This window comes from Pseudomonas sp. OVF7, assembly GCF_030644265.1.
GTDB classification, from domain to species: domain Bacteria; phylum Pseudomonadota; class Gammaproteobacteria; order Pseudomonadales; family Pseudomonadaceae; genus Aquipseudomonas; species Aquipseudomonas gorinensis.
The window spans coordinates 4,559,258-4,583,420 of record NZ_CP128996.1; the positions used below are offsets into that span (position 1 = coordinate 4,559,258).

General features: G+C 60.6%; 21 protein-coding genes. 12 read left to right on the forward strand and 9 right to left on the reverse strand.

Annotated features, from left to right (window positions below; translation table 11 throughout):
• The first annotated feature begins 46 nt into the window (after nt 1-46).
• A complete protein-coding gene (locus QU606_RS20740; protein ID WP_102623480.1) occupies nt 47-307 on the forward strand; it encodes a DUF3630 family protein in 261 nt (86 codons plus the stop codon).
• A gap of 151 nt (nt 308-458) precedes the next feature.
• On the opposite strand, the gene QU606_RS20745 is transcribed toward QU606_RS20740, so the two are convergent.
• The 3 genes from QU606_RS20745 to QU606_RS20755 form a co-directional block, all read right to left on the reverse strand.
• Nucleotides 459-872, reverse strand: a complete 414-nt coding sequence (locus QU606_RS20745) for a hypothetical protein (protein WP_277379606.1) — start codon at nt 870-872, stop codon at nt 459-461.
• A 153-nt stretch (nt 873-1,025) separates the two neighbouring features.
• On the reverse strand, nt 1,026-1,388 hold the full coding sequence (locus QU606_RS20750) for a hypothetical protein (RefSeq protein ID WP_155766407.1): 363 nt from the start codon (nt 1,386-1,388) through the stop codon (nt 1,026-1,028).
• 39 nt (nt 1,389-1,427) lie between these two features.
• Complete coding sequence (locus QU606_RS20755) at nt 1,428-2,645, reverse strand: DUF1444 family protein (RefSeq protein WP_069076260.1); 1,218 nt, start codon at nt 2,643-2,645, stop codon at nt 1,428-1,430.
• Nucleotides 2,646-3,531: 886 nt separating this feature from the next.
• On the opposite strand from QU606_RS20755, the gene QU606_RS20760 reads away from it, so the two are divergent.
• From QU606_RS20760 to dapA, 6 genes are all read left to right on the forward strand, one after another.
• Nucleotides 3,532-5,187, forward strand: coding sequence for a methyl-accepting chemotaxis protein (locus tag QU606_RS20760; protein WP_304997455.1), 1,656 nt, complete (start codon nt 3,532-3,534; stop codon nt 5,185-5,187).
• Nucleotides 5,188-5,685: 498 nt separating this feature from the next.
• Nucleotides 5,686-6,306, forward strand: a complete 621-nt coding sequence (locus QU606_RS20765; protein ID WP_304997456.1) for a LysE family translocator — start codon at nt 5,686-5,688, stop codon at nt 6,304-6,306.
• Nucleotides 6,307-6,328: 22 nt separating this feature from the next.
• Nucleotides 6,329-6,715 (forward strand): ester cyclase, encoded by a 387-nt coding sequence (locus QU606_RS20770; protein WP_093235662.1) that lies wholly within the window; start codon nt 6,329-6,331, stop codon nt 6,713-6,715.
• Nucleotides 6,716-6,800: 85 nt separating this feature from the next.
• Nucleotides 6,801-7,283, forward strand: a complete 483-nt coding sequence (locus QU606_RS20775) for a VOC family protein (RefSeq protein ID WP_024075778.1) — start codon at nt 6,801-6,803, stop codon at nt 7,281-7,283.
• A gap of 170 nt (nt 7,284-7,453) precedes the next feature.
• A complete protein-coding gene (locus QU606_RS20780; protein ID WP_024075779.1) occupies nt 7,454-8,842 on the forward strand; it encodes a hypothetical protein in 1,389 nt (462 codons plus the stop codon).
• A 320-nt stretch (nt 8,843-9,162) separates the two neighbouring features.
• On the forward strand, nt 9,163-10,026 hold the full coding sequence (gene dapA, locus QU606_RS20785) for a 4-hydroxy-tetrahydrodipicolinate synthase (RefSeq protein WP_024075780.1): 864 nt from the start codon (nt 9,163-9,165) through the stop codon (nt 10,024-10,026).
• 41 nt (nt 10,027-10,067) lie between these two features.
• Here dapA and QU606_RS20790 read toward each other — a convergent pair whose 3' ends face one another.
• Complete coding sequence (locus QU606_RS20790) at nt 10,068-10,769, reverse strand: GntR family transcriptional regulator (RefSeq protein WP_304997457.1); 702 nt, start codon at nt 10,767-10,769, stop codon at nt 10,068-10,070.
• A gap of 2 nt (nt 10,770-10,771) precedes the next feature.
• Nucleotides 10,772-12,568: an allophanate hydrolase gene (gene atzF / locus QU606_RS20795; RefSeq protein WP_304997458.1), complete on the reverse strand. Its 1,797-nt coding sequence runs from the start codon at nt 12,566-12,568 to the stop codon at nt 10,772-10,774.
• Nucleotides 12,569-12,834: 266 nt separating this feature from the next.
• Here atzF and QU606_RS20800 point away from each other — a divergent pair, with 266 nt between their 5' ends.
• Together QU606_RS20800 and QU606_RS20805 are read left to right on the forward strand one after the other, a co-directional pair.
• Complete coding sequence (locus QU606_RS20800) at nt 12,835-14,211, forward strand: cystathionine beta-synthase (protein ID WP_024075783.1); 1,377 nt, start codon at nt 12,835-12,837, stop codon at nt 14,209-14,211.
• Nucleotides 14,208-15,374 carry a cystathionine gamma-synthase gene (locus QU606_RS20805; protein ID WP_304997459.1) on the forward strand — a complete coding sequence of 389 codons (1,167 nt, stop codon included), beginning with the start codon at nt 14,208-14,210 and terminating at the stop codon, nt 15,372-15,374. Before QU606_RS20800 ends, QU606_RS20805 begins: the two co-directional genes overlap by 4 nt.
• Nucleotides 15,375-15,632: 258 nt before the next feature.
• Here QU606_RS20805 and QU606_RS20810 read toward each other — a convergent pair whose 3' ends face one another.
• Nucleotides 15,633-17,831, reverse strand: coding sequence for an OsmC domain/YcaO domain-containing protein (locus QU606_RS20810; protein WP_069076254.1), 2,199 nt, complete (start codon nt 17,829-17,831; stop codon nt 15,633-15,635).
• 297 nt (nt 17,832-18,128) lie between these two features.
• On the opposite strand from QU606_RS20810, the gene QU606_RS20815 reads away from it, so the two are divergent.
• Nucleotides 18,129-19,610, forward strand: coding sequence for a PAS domain-containing methyl-accepting chemotaxis protein (locus QU606_RS20815; protein ID WP_370531126.1), 1,482 nt, complete (start codon nt 18,129-18,131; stop codon nt 19,608-19,610).
• Between the two features lie 57 nt (nt 19,611-19,667).
• Here QU606_RS20815 and QU606_RS20820 read toward each other — a convergent pair whose 3' ends face one another.
• Entirely contained in the window at nt 19,668-20,192 is a 525-nt protein-coding gene (locus QU606_RS20820; RefSeq protein ID WP_024075787.1) for a GNAT family N-acetyltransferase, read from the reverse strand.
• Nucleotides 20,193-20,231: 39 nt separating this feature from the next.
• Entirely contained in the window at nt 20,232-21,635 is a 1,404-nt protein-coding gene (locus QU606_RS20825; RefSeq protein WP_304997460.1) for a hypothetical protein, read from the reverse strand.
• Between the two features lie 127 nt (nt 21,636-21,762).
• Here QU606_RS20825 and QU606_RS20830 point away from each other — a divergent pair, with 127 nt between their 5' ends.
• On the forward strand, nt 21,763-22,341 hold the full coding sequence (locus tag QU606_RS20830) for a cysteine hydrolase family protein (protein ID WP_102623464.1): 579 nt from the start codon (nt 21,763-21,765) through the stop codon (nt 22,339-22,341).
• Nucleotides 22,342-22,368: 27 nt separating this feature from the next.
• On the opposite strand, the gene QU606_RS20835 is transcribed toward QU606_RS20830, so the two are convergent.
• Nucleotides 22,369-23,013: a TetR/AcrR family transcriptional regulator gene (locus QU606_RS20835; RefSeq protein ID WP_304997461.1), complete on the reverse strand. Its 645-nt coding sequence runs from the start codon at nt 23,011-23,013 to the stop codon at nt 22,369-22,371.
• Nucleotides 23,014-23,085: 72 nt separating this feature from the next.
• Here QU606_RS20835 and QU606_RS20840 point away from each other — a divergent pair, with 72 nt between their 5' ends.
• Nucleotides 23,086-23,952 carry an aldo/keto reductase family oxidoreductase gene (locus tag QU606_RS20840; protein WP_304997462.1) on the forward strand — a complete coding sequence of 289 codons (867 nt, stop codon included), beginning with the start codon at nt 23,086-23,088 and terminating at the stop codon, nt 23,950-23,952.
• Nucleotides 23,953-24,163 lie beyond the last annotated feature (211 nt).

Consider the following 24,163-nt stretch of genomic DNA (forward strand, 5'->3'; position numbering starts at 1 on the left):
CGCAGGAGCCACCAGAATCGAGGGACTGCTGGTCGTGAGGTGACGCATGGTGAGAATTGAAGTATCAGAAGAAGCTGACTGGAAACTTTTCGAGTATGTGGCCCGGGTTCTTGAGCAAGGGCTGGGCGGTTGCTGGAAAGAGAGGCTCGATGGCTCGGACCAGCGCTACTGGGATCTGTTAGTGGATGAACACACGCTTACCCTGCACCTTGAACACTATTTAGGCATTTCAGTGGTCATTCCCGATGGCGCAGATGACATCGCTCAAAGAGTATGTGCGTTGCTCAAGCAGCCTCCTTGCGGGTAAGCCCGCTCCAACAAAGATCACAACTGATCTAGACGGCAGCTGTGGGTCGATAGCGGGCTTATCAAGCCCTGCCCATTTCCTCGCACCAGATATCGACAAGCAGGCTCCGCTCGACCCATAGCAGACGTCGAGGGCCATAGTTATGTGCCGCTCAGAAAACGATTTCGCACCGCGCTTTAGCGGCCTGTACTCGTAATGTCAGGCCAGACTCGAAGCGTATTACAAGGTGATGATCTGGTTGGATGTTATCTGTGAGGTAAAAGGTTTGTGTCTCCGCACCGGACTCCACCACTCCAATCGAATGAAGAACATTACCGTCACTGTCAGCCAGGTTTTCATCCCGCCCACTCGCTGAAAAGTAGTCAACCTCATGGAAGCTGATAGTAATCTTGCGTGCTTCTTCAGTCGGCACCCATGAGTCACTCCGTCGAGTGAAGCTAAGTACAATCGACCGATCCACGATCTCGTAAATGATGGCGCCGGCTTGATAGAAGTTATGCAGATCGTATGCACGGTCGTGAATCTCGACCTCGATATGCCCAAACACGAAACCATGGAATTGCATGGATTAGCCCTAATGATCTAACGGTAGGAGTGCATCGTACTGCATGGTCGCAATGGCCGCTTCTGGCCGACCGCTGCCCTTAGACATAGGCAAAAATCGGCCAAAAGCGGTCACTCCTACTGATCACATGCAATCGCTGGATAATTGGGAGTGTCATCGCCAAAACTTCCACCAAGGACGAACTCGTTCCTCATCCATCGTTGTGCTTGTCTGCCTGTAAACAGCAGTTGCGATCGCATGAGTCTGCGCCGCTATCTCATCCAACCAATCTTGAGGCCCGATCCAGTGATCGTGAACTACCTCCAGAAACTCTCGATCCAAAGGCAGCTCGGAGGCATCGCCAACGACCGTACTGAAAGCCTCGCATTTTGGACACCATGCCGTGGTCTCAGTAAACCGTGTCACATCAGAAGCAGGAAATACCGCATAGCAACCAAAGCAAGCGCAATGGTTGCTGGCGAGGATTTCTGTCTGATTGCGGTTCGCATGATCATGCGTGCTGTAAGTGTCGGGCATTCATACCTCCATCGCAGCGCCAGATTAGTTGAGCCGCGATCACAAGGCAGTCAGGCGATTCAGCTGCTCTGCCGAAGGAAATCCTAGTGTCCGATAGCGAGGTGGATAGCCAGCTTCTGTAGTCAGCAGATCGCCAAGCTCGGATTCAAACTCGCTCCATAGAACGGTTTTGACTGTAGGTTCCCCACCCTCAACGGGTTCAACCAACACGATGCGATCACTCTTGGGCAATAGGGTCGGCACACCTTTTGTCCAAGCGCTCATCGATACGGTTTTGCCGTTCTGGTCAGACAGCTCGTAGAGAAGGTACGAGGCAACAAACACATCGACGCTCGTTTCCAGATTGACCTTATCGAGCAACTCTTTCTGATTACTGTAGCTACCCTGGAGCAGCAAATGTTCCAGCGTGGCCAGACGGTTATTGACCCCTTCATCATCAGGGTGAAATGGGACGATATCGCGCCCGTCATAGGTATAAATGTCGGTGGAGACTGCCCTGCCCCTCTCAAGCGCTTTGAAGCTAAGCTCGACCATCTGACGGATGCCTTGCTCGTCCTTGTCGCCCGTGACCATCAAGACGTCACGGCTGGGGATCATGAACACCGGTCGACCTTTAACGGGTGCGCGCTGTAGAACATCTGGCAACAAGACTCTGCTGCTGTCGTATCCGTCCGCCCACTGCGCGGCGTAGAGCCCAGGGATGATCTCACCGAAGGCCTCGTGCGTAGCATCGCGCAAGTTCTCAATGGAGATCGCCACTGCCTCATCCATTGTGACACCCCACTGCGCTTCAGGGCCTCTCGTAAGGGTGGCGGTGGACTCGGGAGAGTCGACGGCAAGCATAATCACACAGTCGCGGCCCAAGGACTGATAAACGACATCGTGCGGCTTGTCGCCACCATTTCTGGCGTGCTCCAGTCGAACTTCCTCAAGCATGGCAAGATTTCGAATCACCGGACGTAATTGTGCTTTCACGTTTTCAAAGACCGTCCCGGTTCTCTGGCCAGACTCCAACAGAGTCGATACGTACCCATTCAGAATTGCGGCCTTCTGGGTCTTGTCTCCATTTTGATAGTCGCGAAAGGCGTTATGAAGATTGAAGTACGAGCCATTGTTATGACGGATGCGAAACTCGCTAGCCTGAAAGTCCATGGCCTCGCTGTAGCCAGCCTTGCGGGCTGACTCGATAAATTTTTTGGCAAATCCTTCCTGAGTCAGAGGACGACTGAAGATTTTGTCGAGCAGGGATTGGAGCATGCACAGGATCCTTCGTGTCAGCAGGTATTTGTAAACAGGGTGGGTTGGACGCGGCTAAACGTGTCCACAGCTTGAACGGCTGCTCTCTATATCGACAGGTATAAGATGAAAAATAGGGTCGCACACCTGGAGCTAGGCTCATGAACCCTACAACCCCGGACGGGCGTTATTTTGTTGTAAATGGCCGGCTGTGGCGCTGCTCAAACCCCGCTGGCAAAATCGACCAATCAGACGTTCATGTCGATGAATCCGCCAGCCCCTCTCATGCTCAGCCAGCCGGCATGGATATCCCGCAAGTGGGGCAGTCAACGCCATCGCTCGCCATTTGCATAACCTCCTCGCCGCACGTTGGGCAAACCTCCCCCGCCATCTCGCATGGAGATCCGAGAATGAACTCGTCCCCCATAACCGGGAGCCATTTCTCACAGCAACGCGGCTCGCGATGAAACGGCAACAGCCCCTAGGGCAGCGCATGCTCACAATTAGAGCGCCCTAGCTCATCCCCATACAAAATACCTGTACAGAAATTACGCCACGCATTTTTACAGCGCTCGCAGGATTCTATCGGCCCAAAGATGGCCTTGGGCTGTATCGCCGCCAAACAGTCATCAGCCCGATAGCCAGGCCTCTATTTCCCGCGCCTGCCAGAAATCGGAGGTTACCGACCGTTCATCGGGATTGAGTGATGCCATGACGACATCACACCAATATAGTTGTACAAGACTTGTACAAATACTAAAATCTGTACAAGTTTCGACTAGCCAGGAAATAACACCGCGACTGGTTGCCGTCGGACAAAAGAATACCTGCGCAGGATGCGGACCAAGGGCGAATACATACGCTTGCAGGTGTCCCTAAACCGCTCCTCCCATTACGCAGGTACATCATGCCATCGCACACTCCCCGGCTCTCTACACGGACCAGTCTCTATGCCGGCTATGCCAGCCTGCTCGCGTTTATGCTGCTGATCGCCGCTATCTCGCTGTACGCCCTGGCTAACAGCAATAAGGACTTTTTTCTCTACGTTAATGGCATTGATGCGCGCGCCCGCCTCGCCAACACACTGAACGACGCCGCCGCCCAGCGCGCGATTGCCCTGCGTAACATCGCCTTGAACAGCAATGTCACCGCGAGAGGACAGCAGCGAGGCGCAATTGCCATCAACGAACAAATGGTGGCCGGCAGCCTCGCCGCGCTACGCCAGGCAATTGATAGCCATGATGATGTGTCGCCCAAGGCACGTGAACTGTTCTCAACCATCGAGCAGGTCGAGAGCCGCTACAAACCGGTAGCACACACCATTGCCGAACACCTGTTCAAGGGTGAAAACGACGAGGCCCTGCGCATGGTCAGCGAGCAGTGCACACCCTTACTGGCCGAGCTGACCCAGGCAATTGGCGAATTCCTGCGCTACACCAACCAGAAGGCAGACCTGCAGGTCAGCGAAAATGACGCAAACTATCTGTCACAACGCAACCTGCTGCTCGCCATTACTGCGCTGGCCGTCTTACTAGCAGCGGTACTGGGCTACGTCATCAGCCGCAACCTGCTGCGCGCGCTGGGTGCCGAACCGAGTGAACTCAACCAGCTCGCCCAACGAGTTGCCCAGGGCGATTTGCGCGCTAGCGAGCGCACGATTGAGCCACCACAAGCCAGCATCATGGCCGCCCTGCTGAGCATGCAGGAGAACCTGCGGGACATGACCAAGGGCATAAACCTGTCCTCACAGACCGTGGCCGAATCCAGCCAGGAACTTAGCCAATCGAGCCTGAGAAACGCCGAAAGCGTGGCCATGGCACAGTGCGAGGTCGAGCAGATCGTCACCGCCGTTCACCAAATGGCCGCCACCGTGCAGGATGTCGCGCGCAATGCCGAATCCGCCGCCAGTGCCGCCAGCGATGCCGATAGCGCGGCCCTGTACAGCCAGCAGAAGGCCAAAGATGCCGTCAACATGATCGGCGAGCTGGCCGAGACAATCGAACAGTCCAACATGGCCATGAGCCGGCTGAAGAATGAAACCGGCAATATCGGCGGCGTGCTTGAGGTGATCAAGTCGGTGGCCGACCAGACCAACCTGCTGGCCCTCAACGCAGCCATCGAAGCTGCACGTGCTGGCGAGGCTGGACGCGGCTTCGCAGTGGTAGCCGACGAGGTCCGCAGCCTGGCACAGCGTACCCAGAAGGCCACCTCAGAGATTGAGGGGCTGATCGCCAGTCTGCAGAAAATTGCCGACGAGACCTCGCAGCATATGCAACGCTGCAAACGCTCCAGTGCGCAGTCGGTGTCCGGCGTTTCCGAGGCCGGTGACGCGGTAAGCACGATCGTAACCATGATCGAGCGGATCAACGGCATGAACCACCAAATCGCCGCGGCCGCCGAGCAGCAGAGTACCGTTGCCGAGCAGATCAGCCGGGGCATCGTGACCGTCAGCGAAAGCGCCGAGCAATCCGCTGCCGCCTTCCGCAGCGCTCAGCAGGAAAGCGAAGGATTGGCACGCACCAGCGTGACATTGCGAGAGAACATCTCGCGCTTTCAGCTCTAGGGTCTGTTGCCATTTCATCGCGAGCCGCGTTGCTGCGAGAAATGGCCCCTGGTTAGTCGCAGGACACAGGTATCGTCGTGCCAACGACCAAGCGAACCGGTCTTCCCATCCACAGTTGCGTATCAGCGCAGTGCGAGCTGATCAGATGGCTGCTGCGTCGAACCATTCACCGCAGACCGATAGCGTACTTTGTTCTACCTGGGCATCAGACAATGCTTCAAAAAGGGCGCGATGCTCTCGGACGGGATTCAAGACGACTTGAAGAAAAGCCGGCCGCTCCGTTCCAAACATGCTTTCTTCTCGAGGTGTTTGCTAACGTCAAATGTTGTTGAAGCCTTCCCCCCCAGTATTGCCCAAGCTTTTTACAGAGTTTGAAGGGGGGCTGACCGATGATCCATCCCGCAAAAAAGCCAGGCGTGTTGGCCGTACACACATTGTCCAACCGCCCCCAATCCCCTTATCCTCGCCCCTCCCCGTCCGCTCAAACCCGGAGCCGCCATGGACCTCGCCACCCTCGCCCTCTTCCTCCCCGCCTGCTTCGCCCTGAACATGGCGCCTGGCCCGAATAACCTGTTGTCCGTAAGCAACTCCACGCGCTACGGCTACCGCACATCCTGCCTGGCAGGCATTGGCCGCTTGCTCGCCTTCGCCGGTATGATCGCTCTTGCCTCAGCCGGCCTCGCGGTAGTGTTGCAAACCTCTGAGTTGTTGTTCTACGGGATCAAGATTCTGGGCGCGGCGTATCTGTTTTATCTGGCGTTTCAACTGTGGGGTGCGAATCCACAGGCGCACGCGGAGTCAGCAACCGCCAAGGTCAGCCTGTGGGCACTGGCGCGTCAGGAATTCCTGGTGGCGGCAGGCAACCCCAAAGCCATCCTGATCTTCACCGCCTTCCTCCCCCAGTTCGTGGTACCGGGCCAGCCGATCACGCCGCAGTTCGCTGTACTGGGCGTGCTGTTCCTGGCGCTGGAATGGATCGCGATCAGCGTCTATGCCTATATGGGCCTGCATATGCGCCGCTGGTTTGCCGAGCCGCGGGGCAAGCGTGTCTTCAATCGCTGCTGTGCGGGGTTGTTGTCGGCAGCGGCAACGGTGTTGTTGATGGCGCGACGGGCTTGACGGAGGGTTCGAAATGAATGAGATGGACAGAAATGCGCTGGCCAGTCTTTACCGCGAATACATCCACTGCCTCAACCAGCAGGACTGGGAACGCTTGCCCAATCTGCTGCACCAGGACGTGACCTACAATGGCCGCCTCGTGGGCGTCGCCGGTTACCGCGCCATGCTCGAACGGGACTTTCGCGAAATTCCCGACCTGGTCTTCCACATCCAGCTGCTGGTCGCCGACCCGCCCACCCTCGCCAGCCGGTTGAATTTCAACGTCACGCCCAAGGGTGAGTTCTTCGGCTTGCCGATCAACGGTCGGAAGGTCGCGTTCTCCGAAAATGTCTTTTATGAATACGTCGACGGCAAGATCGCCCACGTCTGGTCGGTGATTGATAAGGCCGCGATCGAACGCCAGCTGTAAGGGCTGTCCTGGGCCGACAAGCGCGACTGCCGCGCCTCAGCCCATTGTCTAGACTCCACACACCCATCCACCGTGGAGCCCTGAGATGACGCATAAAAACACCCTCTGCCTCTGGTACAACGGCACCGCCGAGGAGGCTGCGAATTTCTATGCCAAGACCTTCCCGGACAGCCGGGTCAATGCCATCCACCGCGCGCCTGGCGATTACCCTGCGGGTAAACAGGGCGACGTCCTGACCGTCGATTTCACTGTCATGGGCATCCCGTGTATCGGCCTGAACGGCGGCCCGGCGTTCCCGCACACCGAGGCATTTTCGTTTCAGGTGGCCACCGATGACCAGGCCGAAACCGATCGCCTGTGGCAGGCCATTATCGACAACGGCGGCCAGCCGAGTGCCTGCGGGTGGTGCAAGGACAAGTGGGGGTTGTCGTGGCAGATCACCCCGCGCGTGCTGTCGGCCGCCGTGACCCATTCGGACCCGGCAACGGCCAAGCGCGCCTTCGAGGCGATGATGAGCATGACCAAGATCGACATCGCCACGATTGAGGCCGCAATCGCCAATCGCTGAACACACCCGGCAGCGCCTTGGGGCACTCTACGGCCCAAAGGCCGCTGCACAGGCGTTGTACAGAGCGCGCCACGCTGACTAGACTTTGCCCCCGCCACACCCTGCACGCTAAAGATTCGGCGCCACTTGCCGTCATCCTTACATCCCTGAATGGACTCAAAGAGGCTCCTGTGCGCTTTTTCTCTACCCTTTTGTTAGTGGGCGGCCTTGCCACCCTGTCCGGCTGCGCCACCCAGGCCAGCAAAGTCGACCAGATGCTCGCCGACACCCTCGCCCAGCCGCTGGTGGAAAACAGCATCGTGCGCGAAGGCGATCTGCTCAGTTTCGAGCTGCTGATGCCGCTGTCGACGCCGGGTGCACGCCGCACCATGCAGTTCGAGGCCGCGTGTTCTTCGCCGCAACTGTCCTTGCTGTACCTCGACGGTTCGCAGCGGGTCTACCCACTCAAGGCCGGGCGCTACACCGAGGCCCGCAAATTGTCAGCCGACCTGCACGCGAAGCTGGCCGCCAACCCGACCTTCGTGCGCGCGTGCGCCCAAACCCCCAAGCCAGACTGGCGCCTGGTCAAGACGGATGAGCGTGGCAATTGGGTACTGATTGACGCCGCGAGCATCAAGACCGTGGAGGGCGAAGTCCGCTTCTGGGCGGCGTTCGATAACCCAACGGTGCTCAACGACCTGCCCTACGACGCGCCTTACGCGCAAAAGCGCGAGCACTTTGCCGTGTCCTGCGCTAACGGCACCTACAAGGAGCTGGCCGGCTATGACCTGGATGCACGCAATCGGGTCAGTGACGGCCGGGTCGACAGCTTCCCGACGCCACGCAACATTGTCGGCAGCGATACCGACTATGAATTGCTGTTCAACAGCGTCTGCGCCACCCCCGAGAAGATCGCCGCGCTGCCACTGTTCAAGCCGCGCCTGAAGGCCCCGGCGACCATCGCCTTGGGCTCGGTACAGCCACCGGTGCTGGCGGCACTGGCGCAATTTGACCAGGACAAACCGACCCGCAGCCTGAAGTACGTGCACTTCACGGGCACCTCGACCATGAAAGGCAAGACCAGCAACTCGACCAGTGAGCAGTTCATCAGCCGCGACGCCGCCAGCGGCCAGCTGTCGATCGCCCTGCGTGGCGAAGGCTACGAATCCCAATCGGTAAGCTGGCGAAACCTGATCGACCTGGTGTCCAAGAGCACCTTCGGCGGCAGCATGGCCGAAAGCACGACGACGACTCAGCTGAGTTTCACCGGTAACTGGAAAGCCCTGCCGGTGGGCGACACCTTGGTCTACCAAAGCACCCGTTCGACCCTCAACAGTGTGATTGGCAACTACGACAAACAGACCATCACGCGCTGCGTGGTCGAGCGCCAATTGCCGGCCAGTGAACTCAACCCCAACCTGCTGGGCAGCGCCAAGGCCCTGTCGTGCCGCAACGACAACGACAAATACAACCGGGTTAACCACCTGTTCTACCTGACGGACTATGCGTACTTCCTGGAGTCGAGCACGGACAAGAATGAGTTTTTCTACTCCGATACACGCATCGATAAATTCGAGTAACCGTCCACAAGGTGAAAAACACCTTCAATCAGGTTGACACATTTGCTCACACACCCTGAAGATGGAGGCCTTCTTCAGGGTGTGTCCGCTCATGTGCGCAACGTTGCTGGTTAACTTTTCCGTCATTGGCTTGATCGCCAAGGCGCAAGGTTGCGCTGCACACGCCCTCAAATCGAAGAAACAGTCGCTCATGTGACCGGGGCGCGCTGTCCCGTCAGATGAGCTGACAGGACATTGAGCGCGACGGACACCCTCCCCTTGCACAATTCCCTCTGCCCTTCTGACGGTGACTTAATCGGTCAACCATCAGGAGAAAGAGCATGTCAGCGTTTCAAGGTATCTGGGTTCCCGTGGTCACGCCGTTTCACGACGGCGCCCTCGACTTTATCGGCCTGCGCCGTTTGGTTGAGCATTTGCTGGAAAAGCACGTGGCCGGGATCATGGTCTGCACCACCACCGGTGAAGCCGCGTCGCTGAGCCGCCAGGAACAACTGGCCGTGCTCGATGCCGTGTTGCAGTGGGTGCCGGCGCACCGTGTGGTGATGGGCCTGGCGGGCAATAACCAGATTGAATTGCTGCAGTTCCAGGACCAAGTCCTCAAGCGCCCCGTGGCCGGTTTACTGGTGCCGGCGCCCAGCTATATCCGCCCTTCCCAGGCCGGCCTCGAAGCGTTTTTTCGTACGGTGGCCGATGCGTCCAGTGTGCCGATCATTCTCTATGACATCCCCTATCGCACCGGCGTGACCTTCGAGCAGGCCACCCTGCTGAACATCGTCGCCCATGAGCGCATCAAGGCGGTCAAGGACTGTGGCGGCAACCTCGGCAATACCCTGGCACTGCTGGCCAGTGGCGAAGTGGATGTGCTGTGTGGCGAGGATATCCAGCTCTTCAACGCGCTGTGCCTGGGTGCCAGCGGTGCCATCGCGGCGTCGGCCCACGTGCATACCGAACAGTTTGTGGCGCTGTGGCAGCAGGTGCGGGATAACCAGTTGGCCGAAGCGCGGCAGACGTTTTTCCAGCTGCTGCCGCTGATCCAGACGTTGTTCATGGAGCCCAACCCGGCACCGGTGAAAGCGGCGTTGGCATTGCAGGGCTTGATCGGCAGCGAATTGCGCGCACCGATGCAGCGAGCCAGCGCGGCGCTGATTGCACGGGTGCAGCCGCTCTCCGCCCTGGCACAATGATGCCTGTGTAGGAGCGAGCAAGCTCGCGCCTACGGGCTTGCTCAAGGCGTGCGCGGCTTGGCCATCTGCAACCGATGCAAGGTGATCTCGCGCACTGCCTGCTTGCTCAGTTCGATATGCCGCTTGAGCAAGTGCTGCGCCTGATCGCCGCGCCGTTGCAGGATCGCAGTGAGTATTTGCCCATGCTCCTCGTACGTCGCCGCAATGCGTGAAGCCTGGGTAAAGTCGAGGCGCCGGATGATGCGGATCTTTTCCGTAAGGGCGTAGTGCATGTGTGCCATCTCACGGTTGCCGGTGGCTTGCACCAGGGCGCAGTGAAAGTGTTCATCCAGCGCCGACACCGCCTGGCTGTCCTGCAGGCGCTCACGTTCCTCCACCAGCCAGGTCGCCTGCAGCCCTTGCAAGATCGGGTTCGGTTGCTCCATCGCGCATAAACGGCTGACAGCGGCCAGTTCCAGCACGATCCGCACGTCATACAGCTCTTCGAAATAGGTGAAGTCGAACGGCTTCACCTGCCAGCCGCTGCGGAAGTACACCGCCAGGTAGCCTTCCCGTTCCAGGCGGTACAGCGCCTGACGCACGGGTGTACGGCTGACACTCATGCGCTCGGCCACTTCGCCCTCGCTGAAACGGTCGCCAGGCAACAGGCGAAAGTCGAAGATATCCGCCTTGAGTTGCGCATAGATCTGCTCGGCCAGGCTGTCCGGGCGCTCGCGCGGTTTTTTCAGCGTTGAAAGCGGCATGCTTACCCCTTGCTGGTGACATAGGCGCGCCAGCCGCCAAACTCAGTGACATCCAGCGCATCCGCCAGGGCCCAGGGTTCGCAGATAAAGCCTTTGACACTGCGTCCATCCGCCAGCATCAGGGTGCCGATCCCCAGCGGTGCGGGAATTTCAGCGACGAACTCGCCAAAACGGGCGATAGGCATGTCCCACAGCTCGACGATGATCGATCGGCCACCTTCCGCCCTGGCCAGCCCCGGCTTGGGCGGCACGGTGCCGGGCAGCGCATACAAACGATAAGTGCTGGCCGTGAGGGTCTGCTCCACCAGCACGGCGTTGCGTGTGGTCAGTTGGAAGTTCAACGGCATGCCGCTCAGGTGGGCGCCCACCACCGCCACGCGCACGGTACCGGGTGCCTGTTGGGCAGCAGCGGGTGCCGGCAGTTGGCGTTCGGTTGCGCCGAGCGGCAACTCAAGGCTGGCCTGCCAGCGCTGGCCCAGGTGCGCCAGGGCGCTGTCATGCCAGGCCGGTGCGAGCAGGGTAATGCCGCACGGTAGACCGTCCGCTCGCAGGCCCGCCGGCAGCGCCAGCGCCGACAGGTCCGCCAGGTTGGTGAAGTTGGTGTAGTAGCCGAATTGCGCGTTGTAGCGCACCGGCTCCAGCACCATGTCGGCGCGGGTGCGAATCGTCGGCGAGGTCGGCACCAGCAAGGCGTCGAACCCCGCCAAGGTGTCGTTGATGCGGCGACTGAGTTCGGCCCGCAGGTATTCGGCCTTGTAGGCATCACAGGCGCTGTACTGGAGGCCATTTTCGACAATGCCGCGCACCACCGGGTTGATGGCCTGCGGCTGGTGTTCGAGCATGCCCTCCAGGGCCACCGTGCGCTCTGCGACCCAGGGCCCCGAATACAACTGGTCGGCCAGGGCCTTGAACGCACTGAAATCCACCTCGCTGATCACCGCGCCCAACGCCTTGAAGTGCTCGACCGCCTGCTCGAACACCGCCTGGTTCTGCGTATCGCCGAAGAACTCCAGGCTCGCCGGTATTGCCAGCTTGATCGAGGCACCCACGCTCACCGGCGCCGTGTTGGGGTTGCTACGCGAGTATGCGTCGCTGGCGTCATAGCCCTGTGCGACCTGCGCCACCGCGGCGGCATCCTCCACGGTCAGGGCGAACACCGAGATGCAATCCAACGTGCGACAGGCCGACACCAGGCCGGTATTCGAAAACCGGCCCTTGGTCGGTTTCAACCCGACGATATTGTTGAACCCTGCCGGTACTCGGCCCGAGCCTGCGGTGTCGGTGCCCAGCGCAAACGCCACCAGCCCGCGGGCAACCACCGACGCCGAGCCGGAGCTGGAACCGCCGCTGACGTAATCGGCATTGAAACTGTTACCCACCGCACCATACGGCGAGCGCGTGCCCACCAGGCCAGTGGCGAATTGATCCAGGTTGGTCTTGCCCATCAGAATCGCACCTGCCGCTCGCAGTTTGGCGACTACGGTCGCGTCCGACGTTGGGCTGTAGGCGAATTCCGGGCAGGCTGCCGTGGTGTCCCAGCCCGCCGCGTCAATGTTGTCCTTGATGGCGAATGGCACGCCGTACAGCGGCAACTTGTCGATATCGCCGCCCACCGCGTCCAGCCTGTCGTTCAATTGCGCCAGTTGCATGGCCAATTGCTCAGGTTGTGCGCGGGCAATCCAGGCGCTGTCATCCGCGCTGTATTGCGCCGCCAGGCTCAACAACCGGTCGGGGGTCATCGCCCCGCTGCGATAGGCCGCGTGCCATTCGCCAAGGGTCCAGCCGATAACGCTCTGCATAGGGATTCCCATCTTGTATCCAAGTTGACCTGTCTTAAAGCAAACCCCAGGCCAAAGGCCGAAACGCTGTGATGAGCGGGCTCGCGTGCCCATCCAGGTGCTCGGGCCTGCTCGTTGATGGCGCACCCGAGCGTCGCCCATGCGCCAAAAAAAGACACCCAGCCGACCGCTCGGTTGCGAGCCGCCCGATACCGGCCTATGTTCCAAGCCATGCTTTGCCTTTTGCTGTCCCCCACCCTACGCCCATCCCGTAACCAGGTGACGACATGCCTACGCCTTCCCGCCCCGCCGTCCTCGAACTGATCGGCAACACGCCGTTGGTACGCGTCAGCCGTTTCGATACCGGCCCCTGCACCCTGTTTCTCAAGCTCGAATCGCAAAACCCCGGTGGTTCCATCAAGGACCGCATCGGCCTGGCCATGATCGACGCCGCCGAACGCGACGGCCGCCTGCGCCCTGGCGGCACCATTATCGAAGCCACCGCCGGCAACACCGGTCTGGGCCTGGCGCTGGTAGGCCGGGCCAAGGGCTACCGGGTCGTGCTGGTAGTGCCCGACAAGATGTCCACGGAAAAAGTGCTGCACCTCAAGGCCATGGGCGCCGAAGTGCATATCACCCGCTCCGATGTGGGCAAGGGCCACCCCGAGTATTACCAGGACGTGGCCGCGCGCCTGGCCAAGGGCATTCCCGACGCGTTCTTCGCCGACCAGTTCAACAACCCGGCCAACCCCCTGGCTCATGAAACCAGCACTGCCCCGGAAATCTGGGCGCAAACCCAGCACGACGTGGACGCGATTGTGGTGGGGGTCGGCTCAGCGGGCACCCTCACCGGCCTGACCCGCTTTTTCAAGCGCGTACAACCCGACCTGGCCATGGTGCTGGCCGACCCGGTGGGCTCGGTAATGGCGGAATACAGCCGCAGTGGCCGCCTGGAAACGCCAGGCTCGTGGGCGGTGGAAGGCATTGGCGAGGATTTCATTCCGTCGATCGCCGACCTCTCCAGCGTGCGCCAAGCCTATTCCATCAGCGATGAAGAAAGCTTCGACCACGCCCGCCAACTGCTCAAGGCCGAGGGCATTCTCGGCGGTTCCTCCACCGGTACCCTGTTCGCCGCCGCGCTGCGCTATTGCCGCGCGCAGACCGAGCCCAAGCGCGTGGTCACGTTCGTCTGCGACACCGGCACGCGATACCTGTCAAAGGTCTACAACGACCAATGGATGAAGGATGCGGGCCTGCTGCAATACAAGCACTACGGCGACCTGCGCGACCTGATCGCCCGCCGCTTCGAAGATGGCCGCGTGATCAGCGTGAGCCCCGACGACACCCTGCTCACCGCCTTCCAGCGCATGCGCCTGGCCGATGTCTCGCAACTGCCGGTGCTGGTGGACGGCCAGACACTGGTGGGGGTGATCGACGAATCCGACATCCTGCTGGGCCTGCACCATGACGCCGCGGATTTCTCGATGATCGTCGCCAGCGCCATGACCGATAAAGTGCAAACCCTGGCCCCCAGCGCCAGCCTCGCCGAATTGCAGGCGGAACTGGATCGCGGCCTGGTCGCCATCATCGCCGACGCCTCGGGCTTCCACGGCCTGATCACCCGCGTCGACCTGCTCAATCACCTACGGAGGTCCCTTGCATGAGTCAGCCCGATAGAAGCGCGTTTGCCACCCGTGTGATCCACGCCGGGCAATCACCCGACCCGACCACGGGCGCGCTGATGCCGCCGATCTACGCCAACTCCACCTACCTGCAAGACAGCCCCGGCGTACACAAGGGGTTCGACTACGGCCGCTCCCATAACCCCACGCGCTTTGCCCTGGAACGCTGCGTGGCCGACCTGGAAGGCGGCAGCCAGGCGTTTGCCTTCGCCTCGGGGCTGGCGGCGATTTCCACCGTATTGGAATTACTCGATGCAGGCGCCCATATCGTCTCCGGCAACGACCTGTACGGCGGCACATTTCGCCTGTTCGACAAGGTGCGCCAGCGCAGCGCGGGGCACCGTTTCAGCTTTGTCGACCTGAGCGATGGCGCGGCGTTTGAAGCGTCGTTGCAAGACGACACGCGCATGGTCTGGGTTGAAACCCCGAGCAACCCGTTGCTGCGCCTGACCGACCTCAGCGCCATCGCGCGCATCTGCCGTGACCGCGGCATCCTCTGCGTGGCCGACAACACATTCGCCAGCCCGTGGATCCAGCGCCCGCTGGAGCTGGGTTTCGACATCGTGGTGCACTCCACCACCAAGTACCTCAATGGCCACTCCGACGTGATCGGCGGCATCGCCATCGTTGGCGACAACCCGGAACTGGCCGAACGCCTGGGCTTCCTGCAAAACTCGGTCGGCGCGATTGCCGGGCCCTTCGATGCCTTCCTGACCCTGCGCGGCGTGAAAACCCTGGCCCTACGCATGGAGCGCCATTGCAGCAATGCACTGGAATTGGCGACCTGGCTGGAACAACAACCGCAAGTGTCGCGGGTTCACTATCCCGGCCTGACGTCCCATCCCCAGCATGCACTGGCGCGTCGACAGATGCGCGGGTTTGGCGGGATGATTTCGCTGGATTTGAACAGCGACCTGGCCGGCGCCCGGCGCTTCCTGGAAAACGTCAGAATCTTCGCTTTGGCCGAAAGCCTGGGGGGCGTGGAAAGCCTGATCGAACACCCGGCAATCATGACCCACGCAAGCATCCCCGCCGCCACGCGCGCGCAATTGGGTATTGGCGATGGGTTGGTGCGGTTGTCGGTGGGGGTTGAGGATGTCGAGGATCTGCGGGCGGACCTGGCGCAAGCCTTGGCCCGGATATAAATCCTCCAGACCCCATGAATCCCAGGTGGGAGGGGCAAGCCCCAATGCCGTTCAGTTAAGGCTTTTTTTGTAGGAGCGAGCTTGCTCGCGAAGAACTCACAGACGCCGCGTTGATTCAGGAAACACGCGTTATCGTTGACGTTTTTCGCGAGCAAGCTCGCTCCTACAGAAGGCGATGTGCACTTAACTGAACGGCATAGGCATGCGCGACAACACTATCTCGAAGAGGTAGCGGCGCCTCCCACACAGGTCAGTGCGTCAGGCCGAGGTGATATTGGCCCGCGCGCCGTGCAGTTTCTTGTAGCTCTCGATCAAGCGTAGATGCCGGTCCAGCCCTTCCAGCTTGGTGCTGGTCGGCGTCAAGCCATAGAAACGCACGCTGCCATTCACCGAGCCGATCACGGCGTCCATCCGCTCGTTACCGAACATCCGTCGGAAGTTGGCCTCGTAGTCCGCCAGTTCCAGGTCTTCGTCCAGTTCCATCTCCAGCACCGCGTTCACCGCCTGGTAGAACAGGCCGCGCTCGACGGTGTTGTCGTTGTACTGCAGGAACATTTCCACCAGTTCCTTGGCGTCTTCGTACTGCTGCAACGCGAGGTAGATCAGCAGCTTCAATTCCAGGATGGTCAACTGGCCCCAAGCGGTGTTGTCGTCGAACTCGATGCCGATCAAGGTGGTGATATCGGTGTAGTCGTCCAGCTCGCTCTCCACCAGGCGCTCGGCCAGGGCCTTGAGCTCGGCATCGCTGAGGCTGTGCAGGTTGAGGATGTCGGCGCGGAAAAACAGGGCCTTGTTGGTGTTGTCCCAGATCAGGTCGTCCACCGGGTAGATTTCCGAGTAGTCCGGCACCAGGATGCGGCAGGCCGTGGCGCCAAGGTGCTCGTACACCGCCATGTACGACTCCTTGCCCATATTGTCGAGGATGCCGAACAGGGTCGCGGCCTCTTCGGCGTTGGAGTTTTCACCCTGGCCCGAGAAGTCCCACTCGACGAATTCGTAATCCGACTGGGCACTGAAGAAGCGCCACGACACCACACCGCTGGAGTCAATGAAGTGTTCGACAAAGTTGTTCGGCTCAGTGACTGCATGGCCTTCAAAGGTTGGCTGCGGCAAATCGTTCAAGCCTTCGAAGCTGCGGCCTTGCAGCAGTTCGGTGAGGCTGCGCTCCAGGGCCACTTCCATACTCGGGTGCGCGCCGAATGAGGCGAATACGCCTCCGGTACGCGGGTTCATCAAGGTCACGCACATCACCGGGAATTCACCGCCCAGCGACGCATCCTTGACCAGCACCGGGAAGCCCTGGGCTTCCAGGCCTTCGATACCGGCCAGGATACCGGGGTACTTCGCCAGCACCTCGGCCGGCACGTCCGGCAGCGCGAACTCGCCTTCGATGATTTCACGCTTGACCGCGCGCTCGAAGATTTCCGACAGGCACTGCACCTGGGCTTCGGCCAAGGTATTGCCGGCACTCATGCCATTGCTCAGGTAGAGGTTTTCGATCAGGTTGGACGGGAAATACACCACCTCGCCATCGGACTGGCGCACAAACGGCAGCGAGACAATGCCACGTTCTTCGTTGCCGGAGTTGGTGTCGAACAGGTGGGAACCGCGCAGCTCACCGTCGCGGTTGTAGATTTTCAGGCAGTAGGCGTCGAGGATTTCCGGCGGCAGTTCATCCTTGCGCCCCGGCTGGAACCAACGCTCATCGGGGTAATGCACGAACGGCGCGTTGGCCAATTCCTCGCCCCAGAACTGATCGTTGTAGAAGAAGTTGCAGTTGAGCCGCTCGATAAACTCGCCCAACGCCGACGCCAGGGCGCCTTCCTTGGTCGCGCCTTTGCCGTTGGTAAAGCACATCGGCGAGTGCGCATCACGGATATGCAGGGACCAGACGTTGGGCACGATATTGCGCCACGAGGCGATCTCGATCTTCATGCCCAGGCCGGCCAGGATCCCGGACATATTGGCGATCGTCTGCTCCAGCGGCAGGTCCTTGCCCGCGATATAAGTGCCCGCGTCGGATGGGCTGCCGGGCATCAACAAGGCCTGGGCATCGGCGTCGAGGTTGTCCACTTCTTCGATGACGAATTCCGGCCCGGCCTGCACCACTTTCTTCACGGTGCAACGGTCGATGGAACGCAGGATACCCTGGCGGTCCTTCTCGGAAATGTCCGCAGGCAGCTCGACCTGGATCTTGAAAATCTGGTTGTAGCGGTTTTCCGGATCAACGATGTTGTTCTGCGACAGGCGGATATTTTCCGTGGGGATATTGCGCGTCTGGCAGTACAGCTTCACAAAATACGCCGCACACAACGCTGACGAGGCCAGGAAGTAATCGAATGGCCCCGGCGCCGACCCGTCGCCTTTATAGCGAATCGGTTGATCGGCGATCACCGTGAAGTCATCGAACTTGGCTTCAAGTCGAAGGTTGTCGAGAAAGTTGACCTTAATTTCCATGCGGGATTACCAAAATAGCGAACTTCAAATTGGCCGCCATTATCCGGGATTTGCGTTTTAAGTCTTGTGCTTTCGCCATTCGGCCGCCGACAGGCAAGGCTGATGCGCTATCGACACCGGTATAAAGCCACGCCAGAGCACTTGTCAGACGAAATACCATCAACTTATCTGTACGGTTGCCGATGACCTGCTAGCAATTCAGGGAGTAGTCGAATGCGCAATAACCAGCCAGTGACACAACGCGAGATTTCCCTCGCGCCTTCGCAGAAGCTCATTTCCGCCACCGATGTGGATGGGATGATCACTTACTGCAACGATGCTTTTGTCGATATCAGCGGTTTTGAACGCGCCGACCTGATCGGGGCGCCGCAGAATATCGTGCGCCATCCCGACGTGCCTCCCGCCGTGTTTGCCCATATGTGGCGTGCGCTCAAGCAGGGGCTGCCGTGGATGGGCATCGTCAAGAATCGCTCGAAAAACGGCGATCATTATTGGGTCAACGCCTATGTCACGCCGATTTTCGAGGGCAACCGCGTGGTGGGTTTCGAGTCGGTCAGGGTCAAGCCGACCGCCGATGAGATCCGGCGTGCCCAGGCGCTGTATCGGCGTCTGAGCCAGGGTAAAGCCGCCGTGGCCGCCCTGGACACCTGGGCGCCGGCCTTGATGAGCTGCGTGCCGTATATCGCCACCGGCCTTGCCGGCGCGGTGGGTGGGCTGTTCCTCAGCGCGCCGCTGGCCATTGCCGTGGCGGTGGGCGTCGCGGTTCCGGTGGCGCTGCTCTGCTCACAGTGGCGCCAGCGCGCGACCCTGCGCTTGCTGGTCGGCGTCGAGCCATCCACCTCCGATGCCTTGATCGCACAGATGTACAGCGATGAAGCCGGTCCCCAGGCACGCCTGGAAACCGCGTTCCTCAGCCAGAACGCGCGCCTGAAGACTTGCCTGACCCGTTTGCAGGACAGCGCCGAGCAACTCAGTGCGCTGGCCGGGCAATCCGACCGACTGGCCACGGCCAGCTCCACCGGCCTGGACCGCCAGCGCGTCGAAACCGAGCAGGTCTCGGCCGCCGTCAACCAGATGGCCGCGACCACCCAGGAAGTCGCCAGCCATGTGCAGCGCACCGCCGATGCCACCCAGCAAGCCAACTTGCTGACCGGGCGCGGCCGTGAGGTGGCGCGGGATACCCGCGAAGCCATCGAGCGGCTTTCCGCGGTGGTCGGTGAAACGGGTGTCACCGTGGCGCAGCTGGCCAGGGACAGCGATGAAATCGGCACCGTCGTCGATGTGATCAAAGGCATCGCCGACCAGACCAACCTGCTGGCCCTCAACGCGGCCATCGAAGCGGCCCGTGCCGGCGAGATGGGGCGCGGATTTGCCGTGGTCGCCGACGAAGTCCGACAGCTGGCACAACGCACCTCGCAATCCACCACCCAGATCCACGGGCTGATCACCAAGCTCCAGGCGTCGTCCAACAATGCCGTGCAAAGCATGGAGAACGGTCATCGCCAGGCCCAGGAAGGCGTGGCTTGGGTGCTTGAGGCCGACCAGGCATTGGTGGGCATCAGCGAAGCGGTGTCCCACATCACCGACATGACCACCCAGATCGCCGCCGCCACCGAGGAACAGAGCGCCGTGGCCGAGGAGATCAGCCGCAACATCACAACCATTGCCACACTGGCCGACCAGACCTCGGTCCAGGCGCATCAATCCACCGACCTGAGCAAGGAGCTGACCCGCACCGCGTCCACCCAATATGCACTGGTTGAACGTTTCAATCGCTGACAGGTGACCCACCGCATCCAGCAAAGTCGGGGGCCGGGCTGAAAGGTCGTCGGGTGGTCAAGCTCTGGCCACCCGCCACACCATGGCGCAGCGGCTGCCGGGCTCAAAGCCGTGTGCGTACTCGTCTGCCAACATCCCGGCCAAGCGCTGATCCAATGACGCCTCGGCTTGCAGCTCAAACCCCAGGCGGCGATAGAACGGTGCATTCCACGGCACCTGCCTGAACGTCGTCAGGGTCACTGCGCGCAGTGCCTGTGAGCGCGCAGCGTCCATCGCCGCCTCAACCAGCTTGCGCCCCCAGCCCTGGCCGTGCAGCGACCGAGCGACCGACACCTCATGGATATGCAGGTCGTCGCCCTGGCGTTCTGCGCACAGAAATCCTTGAGGTTGATCGTTGGCATCGACCGCCACCCAACAGGTCGACAGCGCGATCCACTGCCGATGACGCTCGACGGTCAAGGTGCCTGCGCTGGCCAGCCAGCCCAAGCCATCGATCAGTTGAAAGGCTTGGGCGGCAGAATGCTCGATGGCGGGCAATAACGGCGCGTCATCCAGTCGCGCCAGGCGAATGGGTAGTGGCATTGGGTGTCACTGAGCCTCAGAAGGTGGAAGACGCGCGGGTCAAGGCTGCTTGCGGTACATCCCGGTGAAGTAATCCTGGCTGTCCGGCGCCGAGTTGTGTTCGATCACCGCGAAGTTTTTCACCAGTTGGATGTGGTACGGGCCAACGCGCCGAGACGCCAGGGGTTCCGGCACGATAATCAGGTTTTCGGTTTCCATCGCAACCGTGTGATGCGCGCTGGCGATGGTTTTTGAGGTTCCAGCGGCGTTGAGTGTCAGGGTCAATCGTGCAAGCTCCCGGCCCTGGGCATCACGCTCGGGCAGGATCTCCAGGTCCAGATCACCGTCGCGGCCCAGGAAGTCATCGCGCATCTGGTAGTGGCCGCTGCGCTGGTCACGGGCGACGTCACTGAGTTTTTCGTACTCGGGTTCACGGTCTTCCGGGCGCAACTGGATGGCCAGTTCACGCGGCTGCCCCTTGGCGGAACTGACCCAGGTGCCGCTGTAGTGATAAGGCTCGACGGTTTCCCGGGTGATCCGCCAAATGCCGGTCTGATGACCATCATCGGTATATTCGTGCAGGTAGACGAAAGGCTTGTCGTCATAGTCGCTTTGGTCGCCAACCAACTTGATCGGCTTGCCGCTGCCACTCTTGGTGTAGCGCAGCTCACCGATCAACACGGCGCCCTGTTGCTGATACCAGAGCGCCACCGGGATCTTGCCGTCGAGGGTGCCGGCCAGATACTGCGGATCTTCGTTGACGGGACCTTCCAGGCGCGGTGTTTCCTGCCACTTGCCGTCCTTCAATACACCGGTGGTGCGCAGCATGTAGCCGCTGGGCATGCTGGAGTTTTCACCGTATTCGGTGGGCGGCACTTGTTCCTGGGTATAGGCATCCAGTCGCACCAACTCACCCTCGCGCATTTGCAGGCGGCTGGAGCGCGTCCAGCAGCAGCCACGGTCGGTTTGCGAATGGATGATGCCGTCCTTGTCCACCGAAAACATGCCGCCGAAGGTTTCGTTCGCCAGCTCCGTCAATGGCCGGTTCAGCACCCATTGGGGCTTGTGCGGGTCTTGCAGGTACACATCGTAGTGGTACTGCAGGCTCTCCTCGGCGTCCTCGCCATTGCGGATAGCCAGGTCCTGGCGGCCGTCGGCGTTGATATCGGCGAAATACAACACGCCATACGCCCCCACCAGATGGTCGCTGTCTGTCTTGCCATTGCGATCCAGCGGCACATTGGCGGCAGGGGTTTGCAGCTGTTGCAGGGTTTGGAGGGTGGCCCGGTCACGCACGGTAACCAGGGCACGGGCCGGCTGGCGGAGGTCTTGCGGCACCTCTGGAAACAGCACCTCCACCAGGTATTGACCGCTGGGGTCATTGACCGAGAATGAGCGCGGCTCGGCCATCACGGGAGCCGAGAGGGTCATGGAAAGGAACGCACCGCTCAATAACACACGCATCCAAAGCATCCTTGCTGAAATTTTGCGCCGCAGTGTAATGGGAAATGCTGCGGGCTTCGAATAAATCCCTGCCATGGCCCATGTATCGACTGATATGTTGCGCTTCTCGCCAGTCAAAGGAGCTGCCATGGAACCGTTAGCGACAAACGCCGCCTTGTTGATCATCGACATGCAGCAGGGCATGAACCATCCCAGGCTTGGGCGACGCAACAACCCGCACGCCGAGTTGCAGATGCAGCACCTGCTCAACGCGTGGCGGCGATCCCAGCGGCCCATTGTCCATGTCCGACATATGTCTCGCTCTCCCGACTCGGTCTTTTGGCCGGGTCAGCCTGGCTGTGAATTCCAGCCGGCCTTGTGCCCGTTGGCGCATGAACAGGTACTGGAAAAGAACGTCCCGGATGCGTTCACCGCCACGGGCCTGGAGCGTTGGCTGCATGTGCGCTCGATCAAGCAGTTGGTGATCGTTGGGGTGATCACCAACAACTCGGTTGAAGCCACCGCGCGATCCGGCGGCAACCTCGGCTTCGAGGTAATCGTGGCGGCGGACGCCTGCTACACGTTCGATCAAACCGACTTGGCCGGGCGCCTGTGGCCGGCGGAGGACGTGCACGCATTGTCGCTGAGCAATCTGGCGATGGACTACGCCAGGGTGATCGAGACAGCTGAAATCCTGGCCGCGGCCGCCCCGTTGCAAACGGACTGACCGTGCGTAATCACGTTCACACTTGCCCTACGCCTTAAGTGCAGCGGGCCGCCCATGGGCTTGCAGATAAGCCCGCAACAGCAGCGTGGTCTGCTGTTCAAGACCGGCTTCGAACGTAGGCGAGGCATTGCCTTCGAGCAAGGTCCTGACCGGGCCGACGATCGCGCTGAGCGAAATCCCGGCGGTCAGGATCGGGGCTTCGAAATGCGCGTCGGGGGCGGTCTCCAGCATCGCGGCGATGGCCGCCACCATGCGCGTATTGATGCGGGAAACCAGCTCCGCACCACCCCGCTCGCCCGCGATGGCATACAAGGCCTTGGACGCGCCCTGGTCGCGTAACTTGGCGGCCACCAATGCCGTGACCAGGCCGGCGGCCATCTCAGCCACCGGCACCTGCCGATGGCGAGCGCATGCCTGCTCCACCGCCTCGGCCACCCACTCCAGGTGTTTTGCCAGCACGGCGGCGAGCAGCGCGTCGCGATTCGGGTAGTACTGGTAGAGGCTGCCCACCGACATGCCGGCACGCTCGGCCACTCGGGTGGTTGTGCAGCGGATCAGGCCCTGCTGGGTCAAAACCTGAAGGGTTGCCGTGTGCAAGGCCTCGACAGTCGCGGCTGAGCGCGCCTGAACCGCTGTTTTTCTTGGCTTCAAGGACGCTTTGAGGGTGCTCACGGAATGCGAATTCCAATATCTGAAGGATCCTTCATATTAGAGCCTTACTCCGCTGAAGCAAGGGCGACCCCGATGACAGGTTTGAAAAACAGCAAGACATTCATACTGGGCGACCGCGAGGTCAACCGCATGGGTTACGGCGCGATGCAATTGGCAGGCCCTGGCGTATTTGGCCCTCCCAAGGACCGCGACGCCGCGTTGGCCGTGCTGCGTGAGGCGGTCGCCTGCGGCGTCAACCATATCGATACCAGCGATTTTTATGGGCCGCATATCACCAACCAACTGATTCACGAGGCCCTGCATCCCTATCGGGACGACCTCACGATAGTCACCAAGATCGGCGCCCGTCGTGACGCTGAAGGTGGATGGCTGGCGGCGTCCACCCCGGAAGAACTGACGCAGGCGGTGCATGACAACTTGCGCAACCTGGGGCTGGAGGTGCTGGACGTGGTCAACTTCCGTTCGATGCATTCCACAATGGGCCCGTGCGAAGGCTCGAACGCCGCCGCGTTGGACACCCTCGCTGAACTGCAACACCAGGGGTTGATACGCCATATTGGCATCAGCAATGTCACGCCGACCCAAGTGGCCGAGGCACGCCGCATCGTCAAGTTCGTTTGCGTGCAGAACCTGTACAACATCGCCCATCAACACGACAACGCCTTGATCGACACCCTGGCTGAGGAAGGCATTGCCTATGTGCCGTTCTTCCCGCTGGGTGGATTTACTCCGGTTCAGTCTTCGACCTTATCCAGCGTTGCGCATGGGCTGGGCGTAACACCGAAGCAATTGGCGCTGGCGTGGTTGTTGCGGCGCTCGCCCAATATCCTGTTGATTCCGGGCACCTCCTCGGTGGCCCATTTGCATGAAAACCTTGCGGTGGGCGAATGGGCTGTGCCGGACGAGGCGCTGGCTGCGTTGAACGCCATCGCGGACTGAAGCGGTCCCTTGTGCGTCGATATCCCAGGTGATGCGCAGCGTTGTTCGGCGCATCGCCTGCCAATTGGATACAGAACAATCTCGAATTGTATTGTGTACAAAAAACCCTAAAGCTTTAACCCAAGCGAGCCGAAACATCGGTGAAAGCAAATCGCAGTGTCTCGGCGATTTGGCCGCCCTCTCCGCTGATGGTCGTCTCGATGAAAATAAA

Bases quoted from the DNA above. Each gene is read 5' to 3' on its own strand.
- QU606_RS20740 (WP_102623480.1), top strand. From the start codon at position 47: ATGGTGAGAATTGAAGTATCAGAAGAAGCTGACTGGAAACTTTTCGAG.
- QU606_RS20745 (WP_277379606.1), bottom strand. From the start codon at position 872: ATGCAATTCCATGGTTTCGTGTTTGGGCATATCGAGGTCGAGATTCAC.
- QU606_RS20750 (WP_155766407.1), bottom strand. From the start codon at position 1,388: ATGCCCGACACTTACAGCACGCATGATCATGCGAACCGCAATCAGACA.
- QU606_RS20755 (WP_069076260.1), bottom strand. From the start codon at position 2,645: ATGCTCCAATCCCTGCTCGACAAAATCTTCAGTCGTCCTCTGACTCAG.
- QU606_RS20760 (WP_304997455.1), top strand. From the start codon at position 3,532: ATGCCATCGCACACTCCCCGGCTCTCTACACGGACCAGTCTCTATGCC.
- QU606_RS20765 (WP_304997456.1), top strand. From the start codon at position 5,686: ATGGACCTCGCCACCCTCGCCCTCTTCCTCCCCGCCTGCTTCGCCCTG.
- QU606_RS20770 (WP_093235662.1), top strand. From the start codon at position 6,329: ATGGACAGAAATGCGCTGGCCAGTCTTTACCGCGAATACATCCACTGC.
- QU606_RS20775 (WP_024075778.1), top strand. From the start codon at position 6,801: ATGACGCATAAAAACACCCTCTGCCTCTGGTACAACGGCACCGCCGAG.
- dapA (WP_024075780.1), top strand. From the start codon at position 9,163: ATGTCAGCGTTTCAAGGTATCTGGGTTCCCGTGGTCACGCCGTTTCAC.
- QU606_RS20790 (WP_304997457.1), bottom strand. From the start codon at position 10,769: ATGCCGCTTTCAACGCTGAAAAAACCGCGCGAGCGCCCGGACAGCCTG.
- atzF (WP_304997458.1), bottom strand. From the start codon at position 12,568: ATGCAGAGCGTTATCGGCTGGACCCTTGGCGAATGGCACGCGGCCTAT.
- QU606_RS20800 (WP_024075783.1), top strand. From the start codon at position 12,835: ATGCCTACGCCTTCCCGCCCCGCCGTCCTCGAACTGATCGGCAACACG.
- QU606_RS20805 (WP_304997459.1), top strand. From the start codon at position 14,208: ATGAGTCAGCCCGATAGAAGCGCGTTTGCCACCCGTGTGATCCACGCC.
- QU606_RS20810 (WP_069076254.1), bottom strand. From the start codon at position 17,831: ATGGAAATTAAGGTCAACTTTCTCGACAACCTTCGACTTGAAGCCAAG.
- QU606_RS20815 (WP_370531126.1), top strand. From the start codon at position 18,129: ATGATCACTTACTGCAACGATGCTTTTGTCGATATCAGCGGTTTTGAA.
- QU606_RS20820 (WP_024075787.1), bottom strand. From the start codon at position 20,192: ATGCCACTACCCATTCGCCTGGCGCGACTGGATGACGCGCCGTTATTG.
- QU606_RS20825 (WP_304997460.1), bottom strand. From the start codon at position 21,635: ATGCGTGTGTTATTGAGCGGTGCGTTCCTTTCCATGACCCTCTCGGCT.
- QU606_RS20830 (WP_102623464.1), top strand. From the start codon at position 21,763: ATGGAACCGTTAGCGACAAACGCCGCCTTGTTGATCATCGACATGCAG.
- QU606_RS20840 (WP_304997462.1), top strand. From the start codon at position 23,086: ATGACAGGTTTGAAAAACAGCAAGACATTCATACTGGGCGACCGCGAG.